This is a genomic window from Flavobacterium sp., from assembly GCF_044368625.1.
Lineage (GTDB): Bacteria > Bacteroidota > Bacteroidia > Flavobacteriales > Flavobacteriaceae > Flavobacterium.
Map to the genome: position 1 here is coordinate 1 of NZ_JBIPPD010000031.1, position 21,257 is coordinate 21,257.

Sequence of the window (21,257 nt, forward strand, 5' to 3'; positions counted from 1 at the left end):
TGGATTTAATTAAATATGCAGGTTTTGAACCCGCTAACTTCTTAGACGTTGGTGGAACGGCTGATGCAAAACGTGTGGAATTGGCTTTTAGAATTATCTTAAAAGATCCAAACGTGAAAGCTATTTTAATTAACATTTTTGGTGGAATCGTTCGTTGCGACCGTGTAGCGCAAGGTGTTGTAGATGCTTACAAAAATATGGGAGACGCTATTAAAGTGCCAATCATTGTTCGTTTGCAAGGTACAAATGCTGAAATTGCGAAAGAATTAATTGACAATTCAGGGATGCCAATCTTGTCGGCAGTACAGTTTCAAGAAGCTGCAGATCAAGTGAAAGCCGCATTAAAATAAGATAAAAACGTATTAGTTATAGTGTTCAAATTATTTCTAGTACATTAATTATAAAAATTCCTAGGTTTTTCCTAGGAATTTTTTTTTGCATACTTTTCGAGGTGGAAATATTGTAATGTTTTTCAAAAATTTTATAAACTGCACGTTGGGGCAAAAGTCAATATTTGCACTCGTTAAACAAAGTTAACCAAGTAAACTCTCAACGATAGGAATTAATCCGAAATATTTTTAGAAAAAACTTTTCTCTAAAAGATATTTAAAAATTAACAAATTGTGTCAGTTTACTTGTATTTTTTATTTAAATTTGTTTAACGATATTTCTGTAAAATCTGATTATTGTAAGCCCCAAAAACAAAACTTATGAAACTAAATGCCGATCAAATGTATATTGTTTTGGCGGACGATGATGAAGACGACCGCTTCTTCTTCAAATCTGCTGTAGACGAAATGGAATTTAATTCCAAGCTGAAGACGTTCAATGGTGGGCAAGAGTTAATGGATTTTTTGAGTCAAGATGATGTTGCAAAGCCTCATATTTTGTTTCTAGATTTAAATATGCCGGGACTGTCAGGATTTGATTGCTTGAAATTAATTCGCAACAACCCAAAACTTCGCGACATTTCGATTGCCATTTATTCCACCTCAAATTCTGAAAAAGATATTGAAGAAACATTGAGCGGTGGTGCCAATATTTACATACACAAACCCAACGACTTCAACCGATTGAAACAAATCATTCGGCATGTATTGAAGATAAATTGGCAATACCAAACCTCTGGTTTAAACAGAGAGTCGTTTTTCTTGAGTATCTAATTTTTTCAGAAACATCTTTGCAAAATTTTAAAAGTTAAAAATTCCGTTTCAATAAAATGCTTCAATTCAGCAACTTTCTAAAAAAGTTTTGAATTGAAGCATTTTATTTTTGTAAACGATAAGTCCAATTTATAAAGTTGGTTTAGGATAATATTTTTTTCTAAACCAAAACGCCAAGTTGACCAAAGCAATAAGGGCGGGAACTTCGATTAAAGGGCCAATAACACCCGCAAATGCCTGACCACTGTTGATGCCAAACACACCAATGGCAACTGCAATAGCCAATTCAAAATTGTTACCTGTGGCGGTAAATGCAATGGCCGTGGATTTTGAATAATCGGCACCAAAAAACTTTCCGATGACGAAACTGACGACGAACATAATTAAAAAATAGATCATCAACGGAATCGCAATTCGTACAACGTCCATTGGAATTTGCACAATTAATTCTCCTTTTAAGCTGAACATCAGCACAATAGTAAATAGCAATGCCACTAAAGTTATAGGAGAAATTATCGGTACATATTTATTTTGAAACCATTCTTCCCCTTTGAGACTAATTAAAGCATAACGACTGATAATTCCCAATGCAAATGGAATACCTAAGTAAATTCCTACGCTTTCGGCAATTTGACCGATACTGATGTTGACTTCAAATCCTTCGTAACCAAAATACGGCGGTAAAATAGTGATGAAAAAATAGGCATAAATGCTGTAAAGCAAGACTTGAAAAATACTGTTTAATGCAATTAAGCCGGCGCCATATTCGCGGTTTCCTTCGGCTAAATCATTCCAAACCACAACCATAGCAATGCATCGGGCCAAACCAATTAAAATCACACCAATCATGTATTCGGGATAGCCATTTAAGAAAAATAACGCCAAGAAAAACATCAAAATTGGACCGATTATCCAGTTGAGTAGCAACGAAGCGCCAAGCACTTTTGTGTTTTGGAACACTTCGCCCATTTTGGAATAATTCACTTTTGCCAATGGTGGATACATCATCAAAATTAGTCCTATAGCAAGCGGTATATTGGTGGTTCCGCTGGTAAAAGTATTTATGAAATCGCCGCTTGACGGAATAAAATAACCAATTCCAACGCCTAATCCCATGGCTAAAAAGATCCAAAGCGTTAAATAGCGGTCGAGAAAACTTAGTTTTTTTCGTTCTACGACTGGAGCACAATTATTGGCTGACATACTTATTTTTTTATTTGTGAAAAAACAAAAAGCATTTCAGATGCAATTTGATTACTTCGTTCTTCGTATTTCTCTTCTTGTAACGGTGTATTGTCAAAGGCTTTTGGATCATCAAAAGTAATTGGAATTCTTTTTTCGGCACCTGCAATAAATGGGCAACCACCATCTGCTTGTGAACAGGTTAATACAGCTGCAAACTCCGCTTCCGGATTGAAATCATCATCGTATTTTTTTGAAAAACCAATCACAGGATGTTCGCTTGCCCCATATTTTACTGCATAAACTGGATTTTTACCCTCCAAAACAGTTTGTACTTTGAACCCTGAATTTTTTAAGGTTTGTGCCACCATCGGGAATAAAGCGGTTGTCTCCGTTCCGCCAGAATAGCTAAACACATTTTCAATTCCATAAAATGCCGCAGCAGTTTGAGCCCAAATTTGCGACAAATGACTTCTGCGGGAATTGTGTGTGCAAATAAAATTGATGCGAATGGGTTGCTGAGAAGTTACTTTACTTTGAATGAAATCAATAAGTGGTTGCACTACTTCTTTGCGTTCGTTGGAAATTTCCAGTTGTAGGATTTCGTTGATTTTTGATGAGAGTTCTAAATACATGTTTTTTATGTTTAAATGAATTGTAATAAATAGCCTAAAAGTGCTCCACCAATAACTACAAAAGCGCTATTGATTTTTTTATATCCAAAAGCGATGGTTATACTCAGTATAGCAATAAAGATGGTACGCCAATCTGTAATCGTTTCTTTTCCTAAATCAATGCAAACTGCGATAATAACCGCAACCGAAGCAACGTTTACGGCATCCAAAAAGTTAGAAAAAAGAACTGATTTGCGTAATATGCGAACCAGTGGATTTAGAAATGCAACAAACAAAAAGGACGGTATAAATATAGCAAGTGTCGAAACAAGGGCTCCTTTGAACCCATCAATTTGATAGCCTATAAATGTTACGGAAGAAAAAACAGGGCCAGGTGTAAATTGTCCTACTGCAATGGCATCCGTAAGTTGCTGTCGCGATAAAAGTCCAGTGGTAACCAGCTCCGTGTCTAAAAAAGCAAACAGTGCATAACCACTGCCGTATAGAATTGCTCCAATTTTTAGAAAAATCCAAAATAAATGAGCTGAATTTTCGGAAAGTAAGGTAGAATTGGTTATTTGAAAAATGGTAATCGGAATAAAACTGAGAGCACTTTTGTTTTTGTTGTTTTGAAAGTAGGATAAAAAAAGAGCAAGAAAGCCAGCACCAAACAATAAATACAGCTCGTGTACTTGCAATAAAGCACCAAGTAAAACCAGTAGTCCAATAAAAAATAATGGTACTGTTTTTAATGATTTTTTTGCCAAAGGAAAAATAGCGCCAAGAATAATTGCAATTATTGCAGGTTTAATTCCGTAAATAAAAGGCTGTACTTCGGGAATTTGACCATACTCTTTGTACAGCCAAGCAAAAATTCCGGTGATGAAAACGGCAGGTAAAATAAAACACAAACCAGCAAATAGCAATCCTTTGTAGCCGCCTTTTTCGAAACCAATGTGAATAGCCATTTCGGTACTGTTTGGTCCTGGAATTAAATTTGTCGCTCCTACTAAATCAAGAAAATGTTGTTCGGTGAGCCAATTTCTTTTTTCCACAACTTCTTGTTGCATCATTGCAATATGAGCTGCTGGACCGCCAAAACCTATAGTTCCAATTTTTAAAAAAAGTTGAGCTATGTCTTTTAAAGCTACTTTATTTTCCAACTTACAACAATTTTTTATCGATTTTGTTAGTGTTTAAATTTGAATATTTAGCAACAGCCACTATTTGGATTGCAACTTTTAACTTCTTTATTCATTTCGGACAACCGCATCTTTGGTTTTTCTTGTGGAATTCCGCATTGGTCTTGAGCCAAACAAGCCGTTTGTTTGTTTAACAAAATAAAATCGGTTCCATTAAAGTCCAAATCGTATTTTCCGATGGTCGTGTCTTGGTATTCGACTTCAATTTCATAATCTTTGATACCCAATTTTTTTTCTGATAATTCAATAATGTTTATCAATTTCTGCGGTTTTAAACGATGGTCAACATCATTGGCATTCCACAATTGGAAGTTGACCACAGTTTCATTCCGCACCGTTCCGCCACAATCGATGAAGTTTTTGGTAATCAAGCCTACTTCGGTTACATGAAAATGTTCGGGAACAAAAGAACCTGACGGAAGTTGGAAATTCACCGTTTCGACGGTAGCGAGTATGCTTTTAATTTGAGATAGTTTCATTTTACTTTATTTTAAAATTTAGCAACAATTATTTTTCTTTTGATCTAAATGTTGGGTGATGCGTTGAAAAAAACTTTTAATTTTTTCGAAGCCCTCCTCATTGATGCAGTAACAAATGGAGGTTCCTTCAAAACTTCCTTTAATCAATCCGGCATTTTTTAACTCTTTGAGGTGCTGGGAAACGGTAGGTTGTGCAAGTGGTAGTTCCATTACAATATCGCCACAAATGCAGGTCTGTACCTTGAGCAAATATTCGATGATGGCAATTCGTGCAGGATGTCCCAAGGCTTTGGCAAGTGTGGCTAACTCATTTTGTTCAATTGTAAAACTTTCTGTTTTGGAAGCTCCCATAATTTAAGATATTGATATTGCAATATTACAATATAACGATGAAGTACGGAAGAGTTTGTTGTTATTTTATTGTTAAGAGGGAAAAATAGTTCAACAGCTTACAAGGACAGATTGATTTATAGAAAGTAAAAGGGATTTTAAATGGAATTGTAAGAATGATGTTTGGATTTCTTTTTTAAAGTAAAAAATGATAGTAATGAAAATTTTGTTACTTCACATATTATTTACTTTACGGTACTGACTTTGGTTTTTCTAACGCGGTATTAACTAGCCTTACCGAAGTGTAATAATTAGTTGTTGCACATTATGAAGCTTCTGTCGCCGATTGCCCTATTGATTACCGCGGGGCAAATAATTATACCGCAACGGTAATGTAAGAACATGAACCTTTAATTATCGCAGCGGTAAATACAGCGTTATTTAAGCCAGCATTAATCGTACGCCATCTTGGCAAAACAGATTTTTTAACCTTGCTTAAAACGTATGGTGACTGTGGAATCAAGAAATGGGAAACCAGTAGGTAAAAAATGACTTGTATGTATTTTTTATAAATCAGATGTTGTAATTTTGGTAAAAATAAATCCGGAATAGTGTTGGAATTCGCCAAGAATTGCATTACGTTTTGTTTAGTTCGATTTTGATAACTACATTACATTTAAACAAAAAAAAGTTGAAAAGTTATTTCGAAAAAGAGCACTTTTTACAGGCTGTATTTTACCATAACTTTTCAACTTTATAATTGACTTTTTCTAATTTTTTATATCAGACCTTCCTCATTTTCTTTATCTAAATAATGTTGTACAATTTCGATTGCATTGGTAACAACGTCGCTTAAAGCAGTTATAAAAGTGCCTTCTTCCGCACTGTTAATGGCGTGTTTAATAGCTTCTACTTCTTTTGGAATAATTTCATAAGTTACATTGTTGCCACTTAATGCAATGCCTTCCAAAATTAAATCGATTAATTCTTGTTCTTCTCTGCCACGCAAATGTTTTTCTTGGCGGATGATGATGTGATCAAACATTCGTCCGGCTATTTTTGCACATTCTCTGATATCTTCGTCCCGTCGATCGCCCACGCCAGCGATAATTCCAATTTTTTTATTGGCTTCAATGGAACTCAAAAAGTCCTCAACACCCAAATAACCAGCGGCATTGTGTGCAAAATCGATTAGGACTTTAAATCTTTTGAATTCAAAAATATTCATTCGACCGGGTGTTTGAGCCACTCCAGGTATAAAGGTTTGTAAAGATAAACTGATGTCTTCTGTTTTAAAACCCCAAAGGTAACTTGCTAAAGTAGCGGCAAGTACATTGGCAATCATAAATTTTGCTTTTCCACCAAGAGTCAAAGGAACATGGGAAACGCGTTCGACACGAATTTTCCATTCTCCTTTTTTTACAGTGATAAAACCATTTTCAAAAACAGCAACAATTTTGCCTTCTTTCGATAATTTTTTCACAAAAGGTTGTTCTTCATCCATACTAAAATAAGCCACATTACATTTTAATCGGGCTCCAATTTCAACACATTCTGGATCATCCGCATTCAAAACCGCCCAGCCGTCTTTTTTGACACTTTCGGCAACTGTACTTTTGACTCGTGCTAAATCTTTTAGACTGTGAATGTCACTCAATCCCAAGTGATCTTCCTGAATATTGGTAATTATGGCAATGTCACATCGGCTAAAACCCATTCCCGATCGAAGAATACCGCCTCGTGCGGTTTCCAAAACGGCAAATTCTACCGTTGGATCTTTCAAAATATATTCAGCTGAAATAGGTCCAGTTGTGTCGCCTTTTTCCATCAAATGATTTTGAACGTAAATTCCGTCGGAAGTGGTAAAACCAACTTTGTAACCGTTATTTTTAACGATATGTGCCAAAAGGCGGGTAGTAGTAGTTTTTCCGTTGGTTCCCGTTACGGCAATAATCGGAATCCTGCTTGGTTTTCCGGGAGGATACAACATGTCAATTACGGGTGCGGCAACGTTTCGTGGCAATCCTTCGGAAGGAGCGAGGTGCATTCTAAATCCAGGAGCGGCGTTAACTTCAAGGATACAACCGCCGTTTTCTTTTAAAGGTTGCGTCAGATTTTCGGCCATAATATCAATTCCACACACGTCAAGTCCGATAATTCGGGAAATTCGTTCGGCTAAAAAGATGTTTTCGGGATGCATCATGTCCGTCACATCAACCGAAGTGCCGCCGGTACTCAAGTTGGCGGTCGATTTTAAATAGATTATTTCACCACTTTTTGGAACAGTCTCCGTTGTCATTTCCGACTTTTTCAGCAAATCCAGGGTGTCCCGGTCTACATCTATTTGCGTGAGCACATTTTCATGTCCGTAACCTCTCCTTGGGTCTTGGTTGGTTATCTCAATAAGTTCTTGAATCGTAGATTTACCGTTGCCAATAACATGAGCGGGAACTCTTTTGGCGGCAGCCACGAGTTTATTATCAATGACTAAAACCCTGAAATCAAATCCTGTGATAAATCGTTCTACAATAACCCGCCGACTGTATTTCTGAGCATATTCAAGACCCAAAGCTGCGTCTTCCCAATTGGTAATATTGATCGAAGCGCCTTTTCCATGATTGCCATCAAGAGGTTTTAACACAATCGGATAACCAATTTTATCAATAGTTGTTTTTAAATCATCTAAATCCACACAAATACTTCCTGCGGCAACAGGAACAGAAGCCAAGTTCAAAAGGCGTTTGGTTTCCTCTTTGTTACAAGCAATATCCACTGCAATATTACTGGTTTTGCAAGTAATAGTGGCTTGAAAACGCATTTGATTGATGCCATATCCCAATTGAACTAGGGAATTGGTTCCCAAGCGTATCCAAGGAATATCTCTGGAAACAGCTTCTTCAACAATACTTCCGGTACTTGGGCCGAGTCGAACACGTTCACGAATTTCGCGCATTTGTTGGATGTCGGCTTCCAAATCATATTCGGTTCCTGCTATCAAAGCTTCCGCAATCCGTACAGAAGATTCAGCTGCAAACATGCCTACATTTTCTTCGGTATAACTAAACACTACATTGTACACACCACTGGTTTTGGTTTCGCGCGTTCGTCCAAATCCGGTTTCCATACCGGCTAAAGTTTGAATTTCCAGAGCAATATGTTCGATTACGTGCCCCATCCAAGTGCCTCTTTTTACCCTTGAGAAAAAACCGCCGGGTTCACCTTCGGAACAGCGGTGTTCAAACATTGTAGGAAACATCGCTTCTATTCGTTCCGAAAAACCTTCAATTTTATCGGTAGGAAATTGCTCCATTTCCTCCAAATCCAATCGCATTTGAATTAACTTTTTACGTGAGATGCTCCAAATGTTGGGTCCACGGAGTGCTTGAATTTTTAAAATTTTCATCGAATTTGGTGTTATTTTTGGTTAATGGATGCTTACGTTTTTTTGAGTTCTTTTTCAAAAAAATATTTTCAGAAAAATAGTTAAATAAAATAAAATATAACGCAATTTGTTTGTTTTTTTTAAATCAATCCTAATTTTTATAGAATTCATTTTTTAGACATTCATAAGTAGGATTTTTGACTTCAACAATTTAGAAAAAAGCTTGTTAAATTTGGTCTTTTTTAAAATTTTGTTACTTTTACAAATTAACCAAATACAATGGAAGCGAAAGGAAAATTAATTATTATAGGAGGTGCAGTCGATAAAGGAAGTTTTACGGAAGGTGTATACGATAAGGATGTAGCAAAAAATCTTAATTTTTTTGAAACGGGAATTTTAAGACGACTGATTGTTGAATCAAAGCACAAAGAAAAGTCCAGAATAGAAATATTAACTACTGCTTCAAAAATTCCTAAAGAAGTAGGAGCGGAGTATATTCGTGCTTTAGAATATTTAGGAGCCAAAAATACAGGTGTTTTAGAAATAGATAAAAGAGAAAAAGCGGCTAATCCAGAAGTTTTACAACGATTGGAGGAAGCTGATGTTGTAATGGTTACTGGAGGCGATCAATTACGGTTGACCTCAATTTTAGGAGGAACACCGTTTCAAGATATTTTATTGAGAAAATACCAAACGGAAGATTTCATTTATGCCGGAACTTCGGCTGGTGCTGCAGCAGCGTCAAACAACATGATATATCAAGGGAGTAGTTCGGAAGCTTTACTGAAAGGGGAAGTGAAAATTACCGGAGGATTGGGTTTGATTGGAGGCGTTATTATTGATACACATTTCGTGCAAAGAGGCCGAATCGGTCGGTTGTTTCAATCGGTTGTGAGTAATCCACGGATTCTAGGAATTGGTTTGGGAGAAGATACGGGTTTACTCATTACACACAATTCTCGTATGGAAGCCATTGGCTCTGGACTGGTCATTATTGTTGATGGTCGGGAAATTAAAGATACCAATTTAACGCAAATCGAATTGGGGCAACCCATTTCCATCAGTCACCTAGTGACCCACGTTTTGAGTAAATACGATACATTTGACATCAAAACCAATAAAATGCACATCAATTCGTCGCAATATGCTGACGATTTGGGCATTCCGATAGATTAACTTTGTATCTTTTTTCTGAATCTAGTTTTATTTTAAATTCCATATAGAATATGAAAATCATTATTCACGGAGGTTTTTTTTCGGAGTCATCTACAAACGCTGCAACAAAAATAGCAAAGCAAAAAGCCCTTTCGGAAATTGTGCGAAGCGGTTATTTGTATTTAGAAAATCATTCTGCTTTGGAAACCGTTGTTTATACCGTTAGTTTATTGGAAGACAACGAATTATTCAATGCTGGAATTGGATCACAAATCCAGAGCGACGGAAAAATCCGAATGAGTGCTTCTATTATGGATGGCTCAACTTTGAAAATGAGTGGTGTAATCAATATTGAGGATGTAAAAAATCCTGTTTTTGTAGCTCAAAAATTACTGGATTACGAAGATAAAGTTTTGGGTGGAAGCGGTGCGACTGCATTTGCACGAAAAAAAGGTTTTGAAGTATTTTCGACCGAAATTCCCCAACGAAAAGCAGAGTACGAAGCCAAACTTTCCGGAAACCGACAAGGAACGGTGGGTTGTGTGGCTCTGGACAAAGACGGAAAACTTGCTGTCGCAACGTCGACCGGCGGAAAAGGCTTTGAGATGGTAGGTCGCATTTCCGATTCGGCTACGGTTGCGGGAAATTATGCCAATACTTTTTGCGGCGTGAGCCTTACCGGCGTTGGAGAAGATATTGTAAGTGGAGCCGTTGCAGCTAAAATTGTAACCCGCGTTACCGATGGTTTTTCGTTGAAAGACGCTTTTGCAAAAACCTTTGACGAACTTCAACCGATCGATGGTTTTGCCGGAGCCATTGCAATAGACAAGGACGGTACTATTTTTCACCAAGATTCGCATCCCACGATGGTTTTTGCCAGTTTTGATGGAGCAAAAGAGGAAGTATTTGGGTAAATTTTTTTCATTTTTACAAAATTAACATCTCTATATGAAATCGCCATTAACAACAAGTCTGCGAAAGCAAACACCGATGGGTAAAAAGGCGATAACATATGTGACCGCTGAAAAATTCAAAATCTACACATATGAAAAGTAAACTAGAGTCTTTTCACCATTTTGCGGTTGCCGTAATTCTGATTGCAAAAAGGTTTTGCAAAAATCCAGCACCACCACAGCATTATAGGTTGGACGATATTGCTGATGGGTATAGTGATATTGGCGTATTTTATTTTCATCAAAATTTCCAAAAAACATCATACCGTTTTCGGTATTTTGATACATATTTTCGAAAGTCTCGCACTTTTCCTGACTTCTTATGTTTACTTTCAGGAAGGAAAAACCTTTTTACCTTACATTACTTTAGCGGCCGCAGTTGGCTTTTTGAGGGCAACTTTTGTGCACCTCAAGGGCGGAAAAAAGCATTAAGGTAAATTCTCTTTGAATAATTTTTTGTAAATTTAGCTTGTTTTATTATAAAATGTGAAGTGAGAATACTAGACGGGCTAGTTTATTATGCGAATGCTTAACCCTCTATTTTTTTATTTCAATCTAATTAATCTATTTTTTTACTTACATTCAAAAATTTTGCAGAATTTACTAACTTTACGACATGGAACAGACAGATCTTTTTGGTAATAAAATTTTAGTTCAATCAAATCCCAAAATAAACCCTGGCTTAAATTTAATTAAGAACGGAGAATATCTTTTTTTTCCGAATTTTTTTACAAAATCAGAAAGTGACAAGTACCTTCTGATTTTAAAAAATGATATTCTTTGGAAACAAGAATCGATGAATATGTATGGTAAACAAGTAATGTTTCCGCGATTAACTGCTTGGTATGGCGATAACGATAAACCCTATTCATTTTCTGGAATCACACTTACTCCAAATTTCTGGACTAAAGAATTATTTGAAATAAAGAATAAGATTGAACCAATTGCCAAGACTAAATTTAATAGCGTTTTGCTAAATCAATATAGAAACGGAAATGATTCTATTTCTTGGCATACAGATGCAGAAAAGGAATTAGGACAGAATCCGATTATTGGCTCTATGAATTTTGGTGCAACAAGGAAATTTCAGTTAAGGCATATTGAAACAAAGGAAAAAATTGAAATCGAATTGACACACGGTAGTTTGCTTATTATGCAAGGAGATTTGCAACATTTTTGGCAACATCAAGTACCAAAAACTACCCAAAAAGTAAATGAAAGAATTAACCTAACCTTTAGAGTGATAAAATAAAAATGCCATACTATTTCAACTTGCCTCTTATTACAGATTTAACACCAGACCAACAAATAGCTGTTGATGAAACAAATCCGCTTGCCTTGTCTGGTGGACCTGGTACTGGAAAAAGTGTGGTTAGCTTATGGAGACATATTAGAAACCATTCAACTGGATTACGAAACAGTTTATTACTAACATACACTAAAACTTTAGAGCATTATTTAAAAGCATCGGCAAGTACACAAAATGCAAATGCTGGGAATAGTATTGATAGAGCATTTTGGTGGTTATCTCATAATGCGAAAAATTATGATGAAATAATAATTGATGAAGGACAAGATATTAAAAAAGACACATTTCAGCGATACTTTAATTATACCAATAGAATTTCTTATGGTGCAGATGGAGAACAAGTAATGTTTCTATCAACAGGAGAATGGGAGGAATTAAAAAACTGGTTTGAAACTGATAATAGATTTGAAAATAATAGAACATTCGGTAAAATTGATTTACAAAGAAATTTTCGAAATTCCAAAGAAATATTATTATTTACTCGTTCTATATTTCCTAATAGACTAATTCGACAATATACAATAAATGGAGCAACGACAACAGGCTTAAAACCTATTATGAAGTTAAATGTTGGTAGAGAGGTTGAAAACCAAGTTGATGCAATTCTTGATATCATAAATGATTTTCAAAGCGACACACATAATATTGCGATTCTTGTTCCTACTGTACCAAAAGTGAATAACTATTATCAACAAATAAGGGATAGACTGGATAACACTATTGATGTTACAAAATATCAAAATGAACTTGAAGATTTTCAAGGATTGTCAGGAATTCACGTAACTACTTATAAATCTTCAAAAGGAACAGAATTTGACACAGTAATTATTCCCGAATTTGACCAATTCAAGTGGAATATTCAAAATATGAACATAGTTAATGAAGATGATTATTATGTAGTTTTCACAAGGACTAAAACAAATTTGTTTTTACTTTGTAAAAATGGATTTCCAAATATTGGAGATATAAACACTGTAACAATAGAATAAATATGAGTAACTCATTTTATATACCTATACATTCAATGAATTTAGCTCATTATTTAGGGAGTGGAATCATTTTGCCATCTATCTATATCGAGAACAAAAATGCTGATATTCAGGATAGATTTAAAAATTACTTATTGCTTAGTTCCTCAAAATTTACAAAAGATACTAATTGTGCGATAGAAATTGTATTAAATACAGATGAAGAAGTACCAAAAAAAATAAGTGAAAACTTTTACTTGTTTGATATGCCATTGCCTATATCGAGAATTAAAAACGTTTATTTCACTAATGAAGAGCAAAAAGTAAATACAAATTTTAATATTACATCAGGCTCTGCATTTATTCCCGAAAGACTTTTAAAAGTATCAGAGGAAGAAAGTATTGAAACGAAAGAATTAGATAATATAAAAATTCAATTATCCGAAAAAAACTGGAGCGAATATCTGAAAAAATACGACCAAATTTTGGGTGGATTTTCTACTATGAAAATAAGTAAAGATAATTTTCAAAATTATCCTACTCATTATTTTTCAGCTTTAGGAAACATAAATACTATATTTAGTAATATTCTTGCACAACAGAATATAAACATCGAAAATAGTTTCCAATTTGCATTTACAGATGACGGTAAATTTAAGAATTTTCATAACACGATTTACTCAGAAATCGACCATAACGAAGTTCAACGATATGCAGAAATTGATAAAGTTAAATTGGAAGTAAAAAATGGTTTAGTTCAAATAGATAAGATTGCGGAAAATACACAAACTTATCTTGTTGCTATTTTAGAAAGCTACGGAAAGGGAAAACGAAAACAAGTTGATTCGTTTATTTCTGATTTGATTTCTGGAAAATTTAATGCAAAAAGAAAAGAGGGTTTATCACTGACTTTCGGTTTGAACAAAGGCTACAAAGCATTTAGAAATAAATACAGAACTGCCAATTTTGCAGTCGATATTAAGTTTCATCTTGATAGCAAATTAGATTACTATATAATTGAAAGCATTTACCAAAACGTTTTCAATTCATTCAACAATATTTCGTCATTTAAGTATATAGACAGTTTTTTTTCGGAAGTTAAAAAACAAGAAAGTAAAAACACCAGCTATATTACTTATCAAATGATTGACGAAATAATTATTTTGAAACCAATAGAATTGACACAAGTTGAAAAAGTACTTAGAAAAATTTCTGATATCATTAGTAATTGGTTTCCTTTTAGTATAAAAAAAAATGAAATTGAATTGCTCTTTAAATCAGAAATCGAATATTTCAAGAACGAAGTAGAAACAGATGTTTCAAACAAATACAGAGCTGAATTAGAGCAAAACAAAGCATTTGTAGAACAATTAAATAATGCTATTTTAGAGAAAGACAACAAGATTCAGAAGCTCGAAAATCAAATACAAAATGCTCAAGCAAAAAATCAATCAGAAATTGAAAAGAACGTAGATAAGCCAATTGAAATAAAGTCTTATGAAGCAATTCAAAGCAATAAAGAAAATTTAGTTAGTGAAAATACAGGCTCATTATTTTCAAATGAAAATGAACTAATTAGAAATGAATTGTCGAGAGTTCAACTTGAGAAATTATCTATGACTGCTCTAAAGAAAAAAGCAAAAGAATTAAAAATACCAAGACATTCTGCGTACAAGATAAATACTGAATTGATTAATGAAATCTTAAAGTTGGATAAATAATGAGTTTTCTTAACAGGCTTTTTGACGCTTCTAATTTATTGGAAAATTTAGAAGACTTTATACAAAAGAATTCAATTGAGATTTATGATTTTTTCATAAGTCAGAAGAATAGTAGTATCATAAGTCACAGAGCAGAGATAGAAAAATATATTCTACCTAAATATGTTATTTATAATCAATTAGATTATTCAGACAGTAAAAACCGAACATTTTTATTTTGTTTATTAGATGTATCTCAGCGATTTGGTCTTGCTTTAGAATTTCAACGAGTTTACAACATTGCAAAACAAAATAATATTTCTTTAAATAGCCGACTTAACGCTACTGCAAAATTCCTTATTGGTATAAACTCAATTGATGATTATGAAAATAGAATACCTGAAATTTTATCATATTTATCTGATAGCTTTTTAAAAGAAGAAGATAACGAACAGAAAACTATTTCAACATTAATTCATTTTTACACCGAAGTCTTTTACAATTTTGGACATCAAAATACTGAAAGAGTACTTGAATTTAAAAAGAAACTACTTGAAGAATTGCAAAACGACGAATACAAGTTCCTTCATACAAAAAGTGTCGATGAAGTTTTATCATATTCGTTAGATAATATAGATGAACTTTATCTGGCAGTTCACAGCAAATTAGACGAGATTCTAGAAAGAGCAAGTCAATATCTTGCTTTTAATATTGAACCACACTTAATTGAAGTTGATAGCCATTATACAGAATTATTAGCTACTATTTCCGCCAACTTTAAAGAAATTCAAAAATTATGTGCTGATTTATATTCAGTAGTAGCAAGCAATGAAATTTTTTGGTCATTACAAAGAGGTGTTAAGGTATTGACAGAGCAAAATCAATTATTAGCATACTTAAATAGCTACGGAAAAATGCACTACGCAAAAATGATGAGTGCAATTAGTCCAATTGAACAAAATACTTTACAAGAAGAACTTGAAATTTATGATTGGGGTTGTGGTCAAGGATTAGCTTCAGTTTGTTTTATAGAATATCTAAACAATCAAAACATCAACTATTCTGTCAATAAGTTTACACTAATTGAACCTTCTGAAATAGCAATCAAAAGAGCTTCATTACATTTAAGAAAATTTGTATCAGACGTACAAATTGTTACCATTAATAAAGATTTAGATTCATTAGAAAATAGCGACTTTGAAAATACTGAAAGTAAAACAAAGATTCATTTGCTCTCAAATATTCTTGATATTGAATTATTCTCTATGACTGACTTAATCAATTTGATAAAGTACAGTTTTAAAGGCAATAATTTTTTTGTTTGTGTAAGTCCATTTGTTGATAGTTATAAAACTGAACGTATAAATGGTTTTGTTCAATCATTTGATAATAATCCCGATTTCAACCTTATTTCTGATATATCAGAAAGAAAAGGCGAATGGGCAGGAACTAATTGGTCAAGAGTAATAAGAGTATTTAAGTGTTACATAGTTTAATACTGTTTTTCAAATACATTCCCCCTCCCCAAATTCCCCAATTTTTTGCCAGTTGATTATTTAAAGCCTAAATTCGCATTTTTAATTACCAACTCAATTTTAGATGATTCAAACAGTAATTTTTGACATGGACGGTGTAATTGTAGATACCGAACCGGTACATCGGTATGCTTATTTTAAACATTTTGACGAGTTAAACGTTTTGGTTACCGACGAAATGTTTGCTACTTATACCGGAAATTCTACCCGAAATGTGTTTCAAAAATTGAAAAATACTTTTGAAATTAACCAAGATGTCGAAGATTTAATCCAGCGAAAACGCGCCATTTTCAACGATGCTTTTGATACCAAAGAAGATTTGTATTTGATTGAAGGGGTTGAAAATTTGATTAAAAATTTGTACTCCAACGGTTTTGAATTGATAGTGGCTTCCTCGGCGTCTAAGGTTACGATTGAACGTGTTTTTAAACGGTTTCATTTGCATCAGTACTTTTCTCACATTGTGAGTGGGGAAGATTTCCCAAAAAGTAAACCACATCCCGCGATTTTTGAGCATGCGGCAAGTTTGTCGAAATTTCCAAAAAACGAATGTATTGTAATTGAGGACAGTTGGAACGGTATCGAAGCTGCTGTTGGAGCGGGCATTTTTTGTGTGGGTTACAACAGTGAACATTCCGAACTACAAGATTTATCAAAAGCCAATGTGATTGTTAACCATTTTGATGAATTGACGGTTGATCGTATCAAGAAAATCAAATTGACACAAAGCCAAGAAGATTTTTAGAAGAAAAAAATAAAGGTAACGAAGTTTATCTGGGATAATTTTTGAGTCTTACAAGTCTTTATGAATGCTTTTCGACTTCGTGACTTTGTGGCGCGAAAAAAAATTAAAATAAATTGTAATGATAAAAACCGTACTATTCGATATGGATGGTGTATTGGTCAACAGTGAACCTTTGCACCACCAAGTGAGTAAAATTCAATTTCAAAATCTGAAAATTGATGTTTCCGACGCGTTATTTTCGACTTTTACCGGAAATTCAAACAAGATGATCTATCAAAAGTTAAAGGAACGATTTGACTTACGCGCTGAGGTTACCGATTTAGTTATCGAAAAAAATAGGTTATTTATCGAAGCATTTAATGCCGATGACAACCATCATTTGATTTCGGGCGTCAAAGACTTGATTATCGATTTACATCAAAAAGGGATGCAGTTGATTGTAGCTTCGTCATCTGAAATGGAAATCATTGATGCAATTTTTGAGCGTTTTGGTTTGAATGAATATTTTTCGCACAAAGTTAGCGGTGCTGATTTTCCCGAATCGAAGCCAAATCCTGCCCTGTTTTTAAAAGCGGTGGAGTTATCTGGACATAATAAGTCGGAATGCATTGTTATTGAAGACAGTTTTAACGGTATCAAAGCGGCGAAGGCGGCTGGAATTTACTGTATTGCCTATAAAGCTACCGAAGTCAACACGCAAGACCAGTCGCAAGCGGATGAAATTATCCATGATTTTGCCGATTTAAACTTCGAAAAAATCAGTCACATTATTGCTAAACTTTAATAAAATCAGTCGAATACGGCTTTCCAATCTTCTTTCTAAAACTACTGGATTCCATCATTGATCACCCATCATCCATCATCCCACAGCTTCTTTGTAGGTTTTCAAGCAAAGTTCGCGGGCCGTTTTGTGGTCCACAATGGGTTGGCAATAATGCATAGTTTCCAATTCGGGCACCCATTTTTTGATGTATTTCAAATCTTTGTCAAACTTTTTTACTTGTTCGGTTGGGTTAAAAATTCGGAAATACGGAGCGGCATCGACACCCGAACCGGCAGCCCATTGCCAATTGCCTACATTACTTGATTGTTCGTAATCCAAAAGTTTTTGTGCAAAATACGTTTCGCCCCAACGCCAGTCGATGAGCAAATGTTTGGTCAAGAAACTCGCTACAACCATTCGAACCCGATTGTGCATGTAACCGGTTTTGTTCAGCTGTCGCATTCCTGCATCGACAATGGGGTAACCTGTTTTTCCATTGCACCATTTTTGAAACAATTTTTCATCGTTTTTCCATTGAATGGCATCATATCGTGGTCGAAAACTATTGTGTACGGTATGCGGAAAATGCCATAATATTTGCATAAAAAATTCGCGCCAAATCAGCTCTTTTAAATACGTATCTTCCTGAAATTTTGCTGCATATTGTACCAATTTCCGAATACTGATGGTGCCAAATCGCAGGTGAACACTTGCATATGTGGTTTGATCCAAGGCTGGAAAATTTCTTGTTTCTTCGTACTTTTCAATTGTTTTTTTAGAAATTTCGTAGGGTCTGACTTTTATCGTGGATTCAGAAAATCCAATTTCGGATAAACTAAGAAAAGGGTAGGAGTGAGACGCTATTTTTTCCAGAAAATTTTCAGAAGGATAGTTGTTAATGGGATTTGCATGCAACTTTTCTTTCCACTTTTTCGAAAACGGCGTGTACACCACATACGGCGTTCCATCGTCTTTAACGACGTCGTCTTTTTCGAAAATGACTTGGTCTTTAAATGTTTTAAAATCAATATTCTTGGCTTCAAAAAAAGTTTTTAAATCCGCATCTCTTTTCAATGCATAGGGTTCATAATCGTGATTGGTGTAAACGGATTTGATTTCGTTTTCTGACAAAATTTGTTCAAAAACTTGTGTTGGTGTTCCGTAAAAAACAGCTATCGATTTGTTTACTTTTTGCAGTTTTGTGTTTATTTCGCTCAAAGATTCGTGAATAAAAGTTACCCGAGCGTCGTCTTTGGGCAATTCGTCCAAAATGCTTTTATCAAAAATAAAGATAGGCAAAACCGATTCGGAATTTGACAAGGCTTCAAAAAAACCGTGGTTGTCCTCCAATCGTAAGTCGCGTCTGAACCAAAAAATCGTCATTGGTATGGAATTAGGTTTGTAAGGTAGACATTCCTCCGTCAACGTGAAAAATTTGCCCAGAAATCCAAGAGGCATTTTCGCTCAATAAAAACTGTGCCATTTGGGCAATGTCTTGAGGTTGGCCCACTTTTTTCAGCGGATGTCTTTCGGCAGCTCGCTCGGTTTTTACATCTGAATTTAAAAACTTATCGGCCAAAGATGTATTGGTAATCGATGGTGCAATCACGTTGACTCGCATTTTTGGAGCAAATTCGGCTGCAATGGATTTCGCAAAACCTTCGACTGCTGCTTTTGCACCGGCAATGCTCGAATGAAACGGCATTCCTGTAGAAGCTGCAACACTGCTGAACAATACTACACTTGCCTCTGACGATTGCAACAATTTTGGCAAAACGGTTTGGAAAACTTTTACCATTTTCAAATAATTAATGTCCATATCTTCCTGAAACTGTTCCATTTTTAAATTTTTGAAAGGCTTCAAGTTGATACTTCCCGGACAATACACAAATCCGTCAATAACTTCTGGAAGCTCGTTTAGGTCCAAAGTATCGGTTAGAGCGTCAAAGCTGATGTGCTTGACATTTAAATCTGTTAAATGTTCATCTGTTCGAGAGGCGACGATGATGTTGTGATTGGAACTCAAGTTTTTGGCAATTTCAAGTCCAATTCCGTGGGAACCACCAATTAGTAGTATATTTTTCATATTGTTTTATTTTAGTTCTCCAAAAAGTTCAATTAATTTTTTTCGACGGTATTCAAATATTTCCTCTAATTTTGGTTTAACCAAAAAAGGATGCACCATTTGACCCAATATGCCTAGCGGTACTTTGTAGTCAATAATATCTTCCATTTCAACACCACCCTCTACTTCTTTTATAAAATGTTTGTGGTGCCAAAAAGCATATGGCCCAAAACGTTGCTCGTCAATAAAATACTTTTTATCAACGACCTGAGTAATCTCAGAAACCCATTTGGCTTTGATTCCAAAAATGGGTGTTACAATATATTGTATGATTTGTCCCGCATACATTTCGCGATCTGCACCAGAAGTAATGGTAAATCCCATGTAATCTGGGGTAATAATTTTCAAATTTTTAGGATTGGACAAAAAAGTCCAAGCTTCATCGAGTGATAACGGAATTCTTTGCGTGCTGCTTTTGGTATAAATCTTCATTCAAATAATTTTAGGCAAAAGTACTAATAATGTTTAATCTTAAGTAAAGATAATTAAACAAAAAAACCACTTTATGTTTATTTTAACTTTTAAACTTAGTGAAGAGTATTATCTTTGAAAACTAACTTTATAAGATATCGAAAATGAAAAAAATGATTACTACACTTATGTTGGCAGTCGTATGTTTTACTGGATTTTCCCAAGTAAAGACGCCACAATCAAGTCCAAAAGCAATGGTTTCGCAGATGGTTGGAATGACTGACGTTTCTATTGATTACAGCCGACCAAGTGCAAAAGGAAGAACAATTTTTGGTGATTTGGTTCCGTTTGGAAAATTATGGAGAACTGGTGCCAATGCAAATTCGATTGTAACCTTTTCAGACGATGTAATGATTGATGGAAAAACGTTACCAAAAGGAAAATATGCGCTTTTTACTGTACCAAAAGCCGATAATTGGGACGTCATTTTTTATAAAGACACCGACAACTGGGGAACTCCAGAAACAATGGACGAAACGAAAGTTGCGTTGAAGACTACTGCAAAACCACAAATGTTGAACAATAGATTGGAAACTTTTACGATTGCGATGAACAATTTAGATAACAATTTTGGACATCTAGAAATTTCTTGGGAAAAAACTTTGGTTGCTGTAAAAGTGGAAGTTCCAACCGATAAAATTGCAATGGCAAGCATCAACAGAGCATTGAATGGACCCAATGCAGCCGATTATTATGCCGCTGGAACCTACTTTTTTCAGTCCAATGGTGATATGAAAAAAGCGTTGGAATATGTGGACAAAGCGTTGGGAATGAGTAAAGAAAAACCGTTTTGGCAATTGAGACAAAAATCGTTGATCCAAGCGAAATTAGGCGATAAAGCGGGAGCGATTGAAACTGCAAAACTTTCCTTAGCTGCTGCAGAAGCCGCTAAAAACGCGGATTATGTAAAAATGAATAAAGACAGTATTGCTGAGTGGAGCAAAAAATAAAAAAAGTTTTTTTTACATCAAAACGGCTGTAATAGGCCGTTTTTTTTTGCTTAAAATTGAGGCATAAAAAAAACCTTCGGAACTTGATTTCGAAGGGTTTTCTATTGGGTAAAAAAACTTATTTTTTAGCTGCTTCTACAGAAACTTTTCTGAACTCTTTTAATAATTTTTCAAGCTCTAAAGTGGATTTACGGGCTCTTGGTCCAGCAGCTTTGACACCTTTTGTAATTA

The 21,257-nt window shown here is 34.8% G+C and carries 20 protein-coding genes and 2 pseudogenes; 11 read left to right on the plus strand and 11 right to left on the minus strand.

Features of this window, described 5'->3' with window-relative positions:
• Both sucC and ACIQ2X_RS04150 read left to right on the plus strand, forming a co-directional pair.
• Positions 1-350, plus strand: a pseudogene (gene sucC / locus ACIQ2X_RS04145) (succinate--CoA ligase subunit beta); the annotation flags it as partial.
• A gap of 360 nt (positions 351-710) precedes the next feature.
• Positions 711-1,163 carry a response regulator gene (locus ACIQ2X_RS04150; RefSeq protein ID WP_396177630.1) on the plus strand — a complete coding sequence of 151 codons (453 nt, stop codon included), beginning with the start codon at positions 711-713 and terminating at the stop codon, positions 1,161-1,163.
• Positions 1,164-1,292: 129 nt separating this feature from the next.
• Here ACIQ2X_RS04150 and arsB read toward each other — a convergent pair whose 3' ends face one another.
• From arsB to cphA, 6 genes are all read right to left on the minus strand, one after another.
• A complete protein-coding gene (arsB, locus tag ACIQ2X_RS04155) occupies positions 1,293-2,366 on the minus strand; it encodes an ACR3 family arsenite efflux transporter (RefSeq protein ID WP_396177632.1) in 1,074 nt (357 codons plus the stop codon).
• A 2-nt stretch (positions 2,367-2,368) separates the two neighbouring features.
• Complete coding sequence (locus tag ACIQ2X_RS04160; protein ID WP_396177633.1) at positions 2,369-2,980, minus strand: low molecular weight phosphatase family protein; 612 nt, start codon at positions 2,978-2,980, stop codon at positions 2,369-2,371.
• An 11-nt stretch (positions 2,981-2,991) separates the two neighbouring features.
• Complete coding sequence (gene chrA, locus ACIQ2X_RS04165; protein ID WP_396177634.1) at positions 2,992-4,122, minus strand: chromate efflux transporter; 1,131 nt, start codon at positions 4,120-4,122, stop codon at positions 2,992-2,994.
• A 47-nt stretch (positions 4,123-4,169) separates the two neighbouring features.
• Positions 4,170-4,640: a DUF6428 family protein gene (locus ACIQ2X_RS04170; protein ID WP_396177635.1), complete on the minus strand. Its 471-nt coding sequence runs from the start codon at positions 4,638-4,640 to the stop codon at positions 4,170-4,172.
• Positions 4,641-4,658: 18 nt separating this feature from the next.
• Entirely contained in the window at positions 4,659-4,991 is a 333-nt protein-coding gene (locus ACIQ2X_RS04175; RefSeq protein ID WP_396177636.1) for an ArsR/SmtB family transcription factor, read from the minus strand.
• 757 nt (positions 4,992-5,748) lie between these two features.
• Positions 5,749-8,373 (minus strand): cyanophycin synthetase, encoded by a 2,625-nt coding sequence (gene cphA / locus ACIQ2X_RS04180; RefSeq protein WP_396177637.1) that lies wholly within the window; start codon positions 8,371-8,373, stop codon positions 5,749-5,751.
• 258 nt (positions 8,374-8,631) lie between these two features.
• Between cphA and ACIQ2X_RS04185 the strand changes: the two genes are divergently transcribed.
• Both ACIQ2X_RS04185 and ACIQ2X_RS04190 read left to right on the plus strand, forming a co-directional pair.
• Entirely contained in the window at positions 8,632-9,528 is an 897-nt protein-coding gene (locus tag ACIQ2X_RS04185; protein WP_396177638.1) for a cyanophycinase, read from the plus strand.
• 50 nt (positions 9,529-9,578) lie between these two features.
• The gene (locus ACIQ2X_RS04190; protein WP_396177639.1) at positions 9,579-10,421 is read left to right on the plus strand and encodes an isoaspartyl peptidase/L-asparaginase; all 843 of its coding nucleotides are present in this window, start codon (positions 9,579-9,581) and stop codon (positions 10,419-10,421) included.
• 123 nt (positions 10,422-10,544) lie between these two features.
• Here ACIQ2X_RS04190 and ACIQ2X_RS04195 read toward each other — a convergent pair whose 3' ends face one another.
• Positions 10,545-10,748, minus strand: a complete 204-nt coding sequence (locus ACIQ2X_RS04195) for a hypothetical protein (RefSeq protein ID WP_396177640.1) — start codon at positions 10,746-10,748, stop codon at positions 10,545-10,547.
• Between the two features lie 328 nt (positions 10,749-11,076).
• On the opposite strand from ACIQ2X_RS04195, the gene ACIQ2X_RS04200 reads away from it, so the two are divergent.
• From ACIQ2X_RS04200 to ACIQ2X_RS04225, 6 genes are all read left to right on the plus strand, one after another.
• On the plus strand, positions 11,077-11,712 hold the full coding sequence (locus tag ACIQ2X_RS04200) for an alpha-ketoglutarate-dependent dioxygenase AlkB family protein (RefSeq protein WP_396177642.1): 636 nt from the start codon (positions 11,077-11,079) through the stop codon (positions 11,710-11,712).
• A gap of 2 nt (positions 11,713-11,714) precedes the next feature.
• Entirely contained in the window at positions 11,715-12,758 is a 1,044-nt protein-coding gene (locus ACIQ2X_RS04205; RefSeq protein WP_396177643.1) for a hypothetical protein, read from the plus strand.
• Between the two features lie 2 nt (positions 12,759-12,760).
• Positions 12,761-14,458: a hypothetical protein gene (locus ACIQ2X_RS04210; protein ID WP_396177644.1), complete on the plus strand. Its 1,698-nt coding sequence runs from the start codon at positions 12,761-12,763 to the stop codon at positions 14,456-14,458.
• Positions 14,458-15,933 (plus strand): hypothetical protein, encoded by a 1,476-nt coding sequence (locus ACIQ2X_RS04215; RefSeq protein WP_396177646.1) that lies wholly within the window; start codon positions 14,458-14,460, stop codon positions 15,931-15,933. The genes ACIQ2X_RS04210 and ACIQ2X_RS04215 overlap by 1 nt, the downstream gene beginning before the upstream one ends.
• Positions 15,934-16,036: 103 nt before the next feature.
• A complete protein-coding gene (locus ACIQ2X_RS04220; RefSeq protein WP_396177648.1) occupies positions 16,037-16,717 on the plus strand; it encodes an HAD family hydrolase in 681 nt (226 codons plus the stop codon).
• A gap of 118 nt (positions 16,718-16,835) precedes the next feature.
• Positions 16,836-17,501, plus strand: coding sequence for an HAD family hydrolase (locus ACIQ2X_RS04225; protein WP_396177649.1), 666 nt, complete (start codon positions 16,836-16,838; stop codon positions 17,499-17,501).
• A 75-nt stretch (positions 17,502-17,576) separates the two neighbouring features.
• On the opposite strand, the gene ACIQ2X_RS04230 is transcribed toward ACIQ2X_RS04225, so the two are convergent.
• From ACIQ2X_RS04230 to ACIQ2X_RS04240, 3 genes are read right to left on the minus strand one after another with little or no spacing between them, the layout of a single operon-like run.
• A complete protein-coding gene (locus tag ACIQ2X_RS04230; protein WP_396177650.1) occupies positions 17,577-18,863 on the minus strand; it encodes a cryptochrome/photolyase family protein in 1,287 nt (428 codons plus the stop codon).
• A 10-nt stretch (positions 18,864-18,873) separates the two neighbouring features.
• Positions 18,874-19,566 carry an SDR family NAD(P)-dependent oxidoreductase gene (locus ACIQ2X_RS04235; protein WP_396177651.1) on the minus strand — a complete coding sequence of 231 codons (693 nt, stop codon included), beginning with the start codon at positions 19,564-19,566 and terminating at the stop codon, positions 18,874-18,876.
• Positions 19,567-19,572: 6 nt separating this feature from the next.
• Positions 19,573-20,037 (minus strand): cell division inhibitor, encoded by a 465-nt coding sequence (locus ACIQ2X_RS04240; RefSeq protein ID WP_396177652.1) that lies wholly within the window; start codon positions 20,035-20,037, stop codon positions 19,573-19,575.
• A 143-nt stretch (positions 20,038-20,180) separates the two neighbouring features.
• Here ACIQ2X_RS04240 and ACIQ2X_RS04245 point away from each other — a divergent pair, with 143 nt between their 5' ends.
• Complete coding sequence (locus ACIQ2X_RS04245) at positions 20,181-21,026, plus strand: DUF2911 domain-containing protein (RefSeq protein ID WP_396177656.1); 846 nt, start codon at positions 20,181-20,183, stop codon at positions 21,024-21,026.
• Between the two features lie 118 nt (positions 21,027-21,144).
• Here ACIQ2X_RS04245 and ACIQ2X_RS04250 read toward each other — a convergent pair.
• Positions 21,145-21,257 (minus strand): annotated as a pseudogene (locus ACIQ2X_RS04250) (histone H1); the annotation flags it as partial.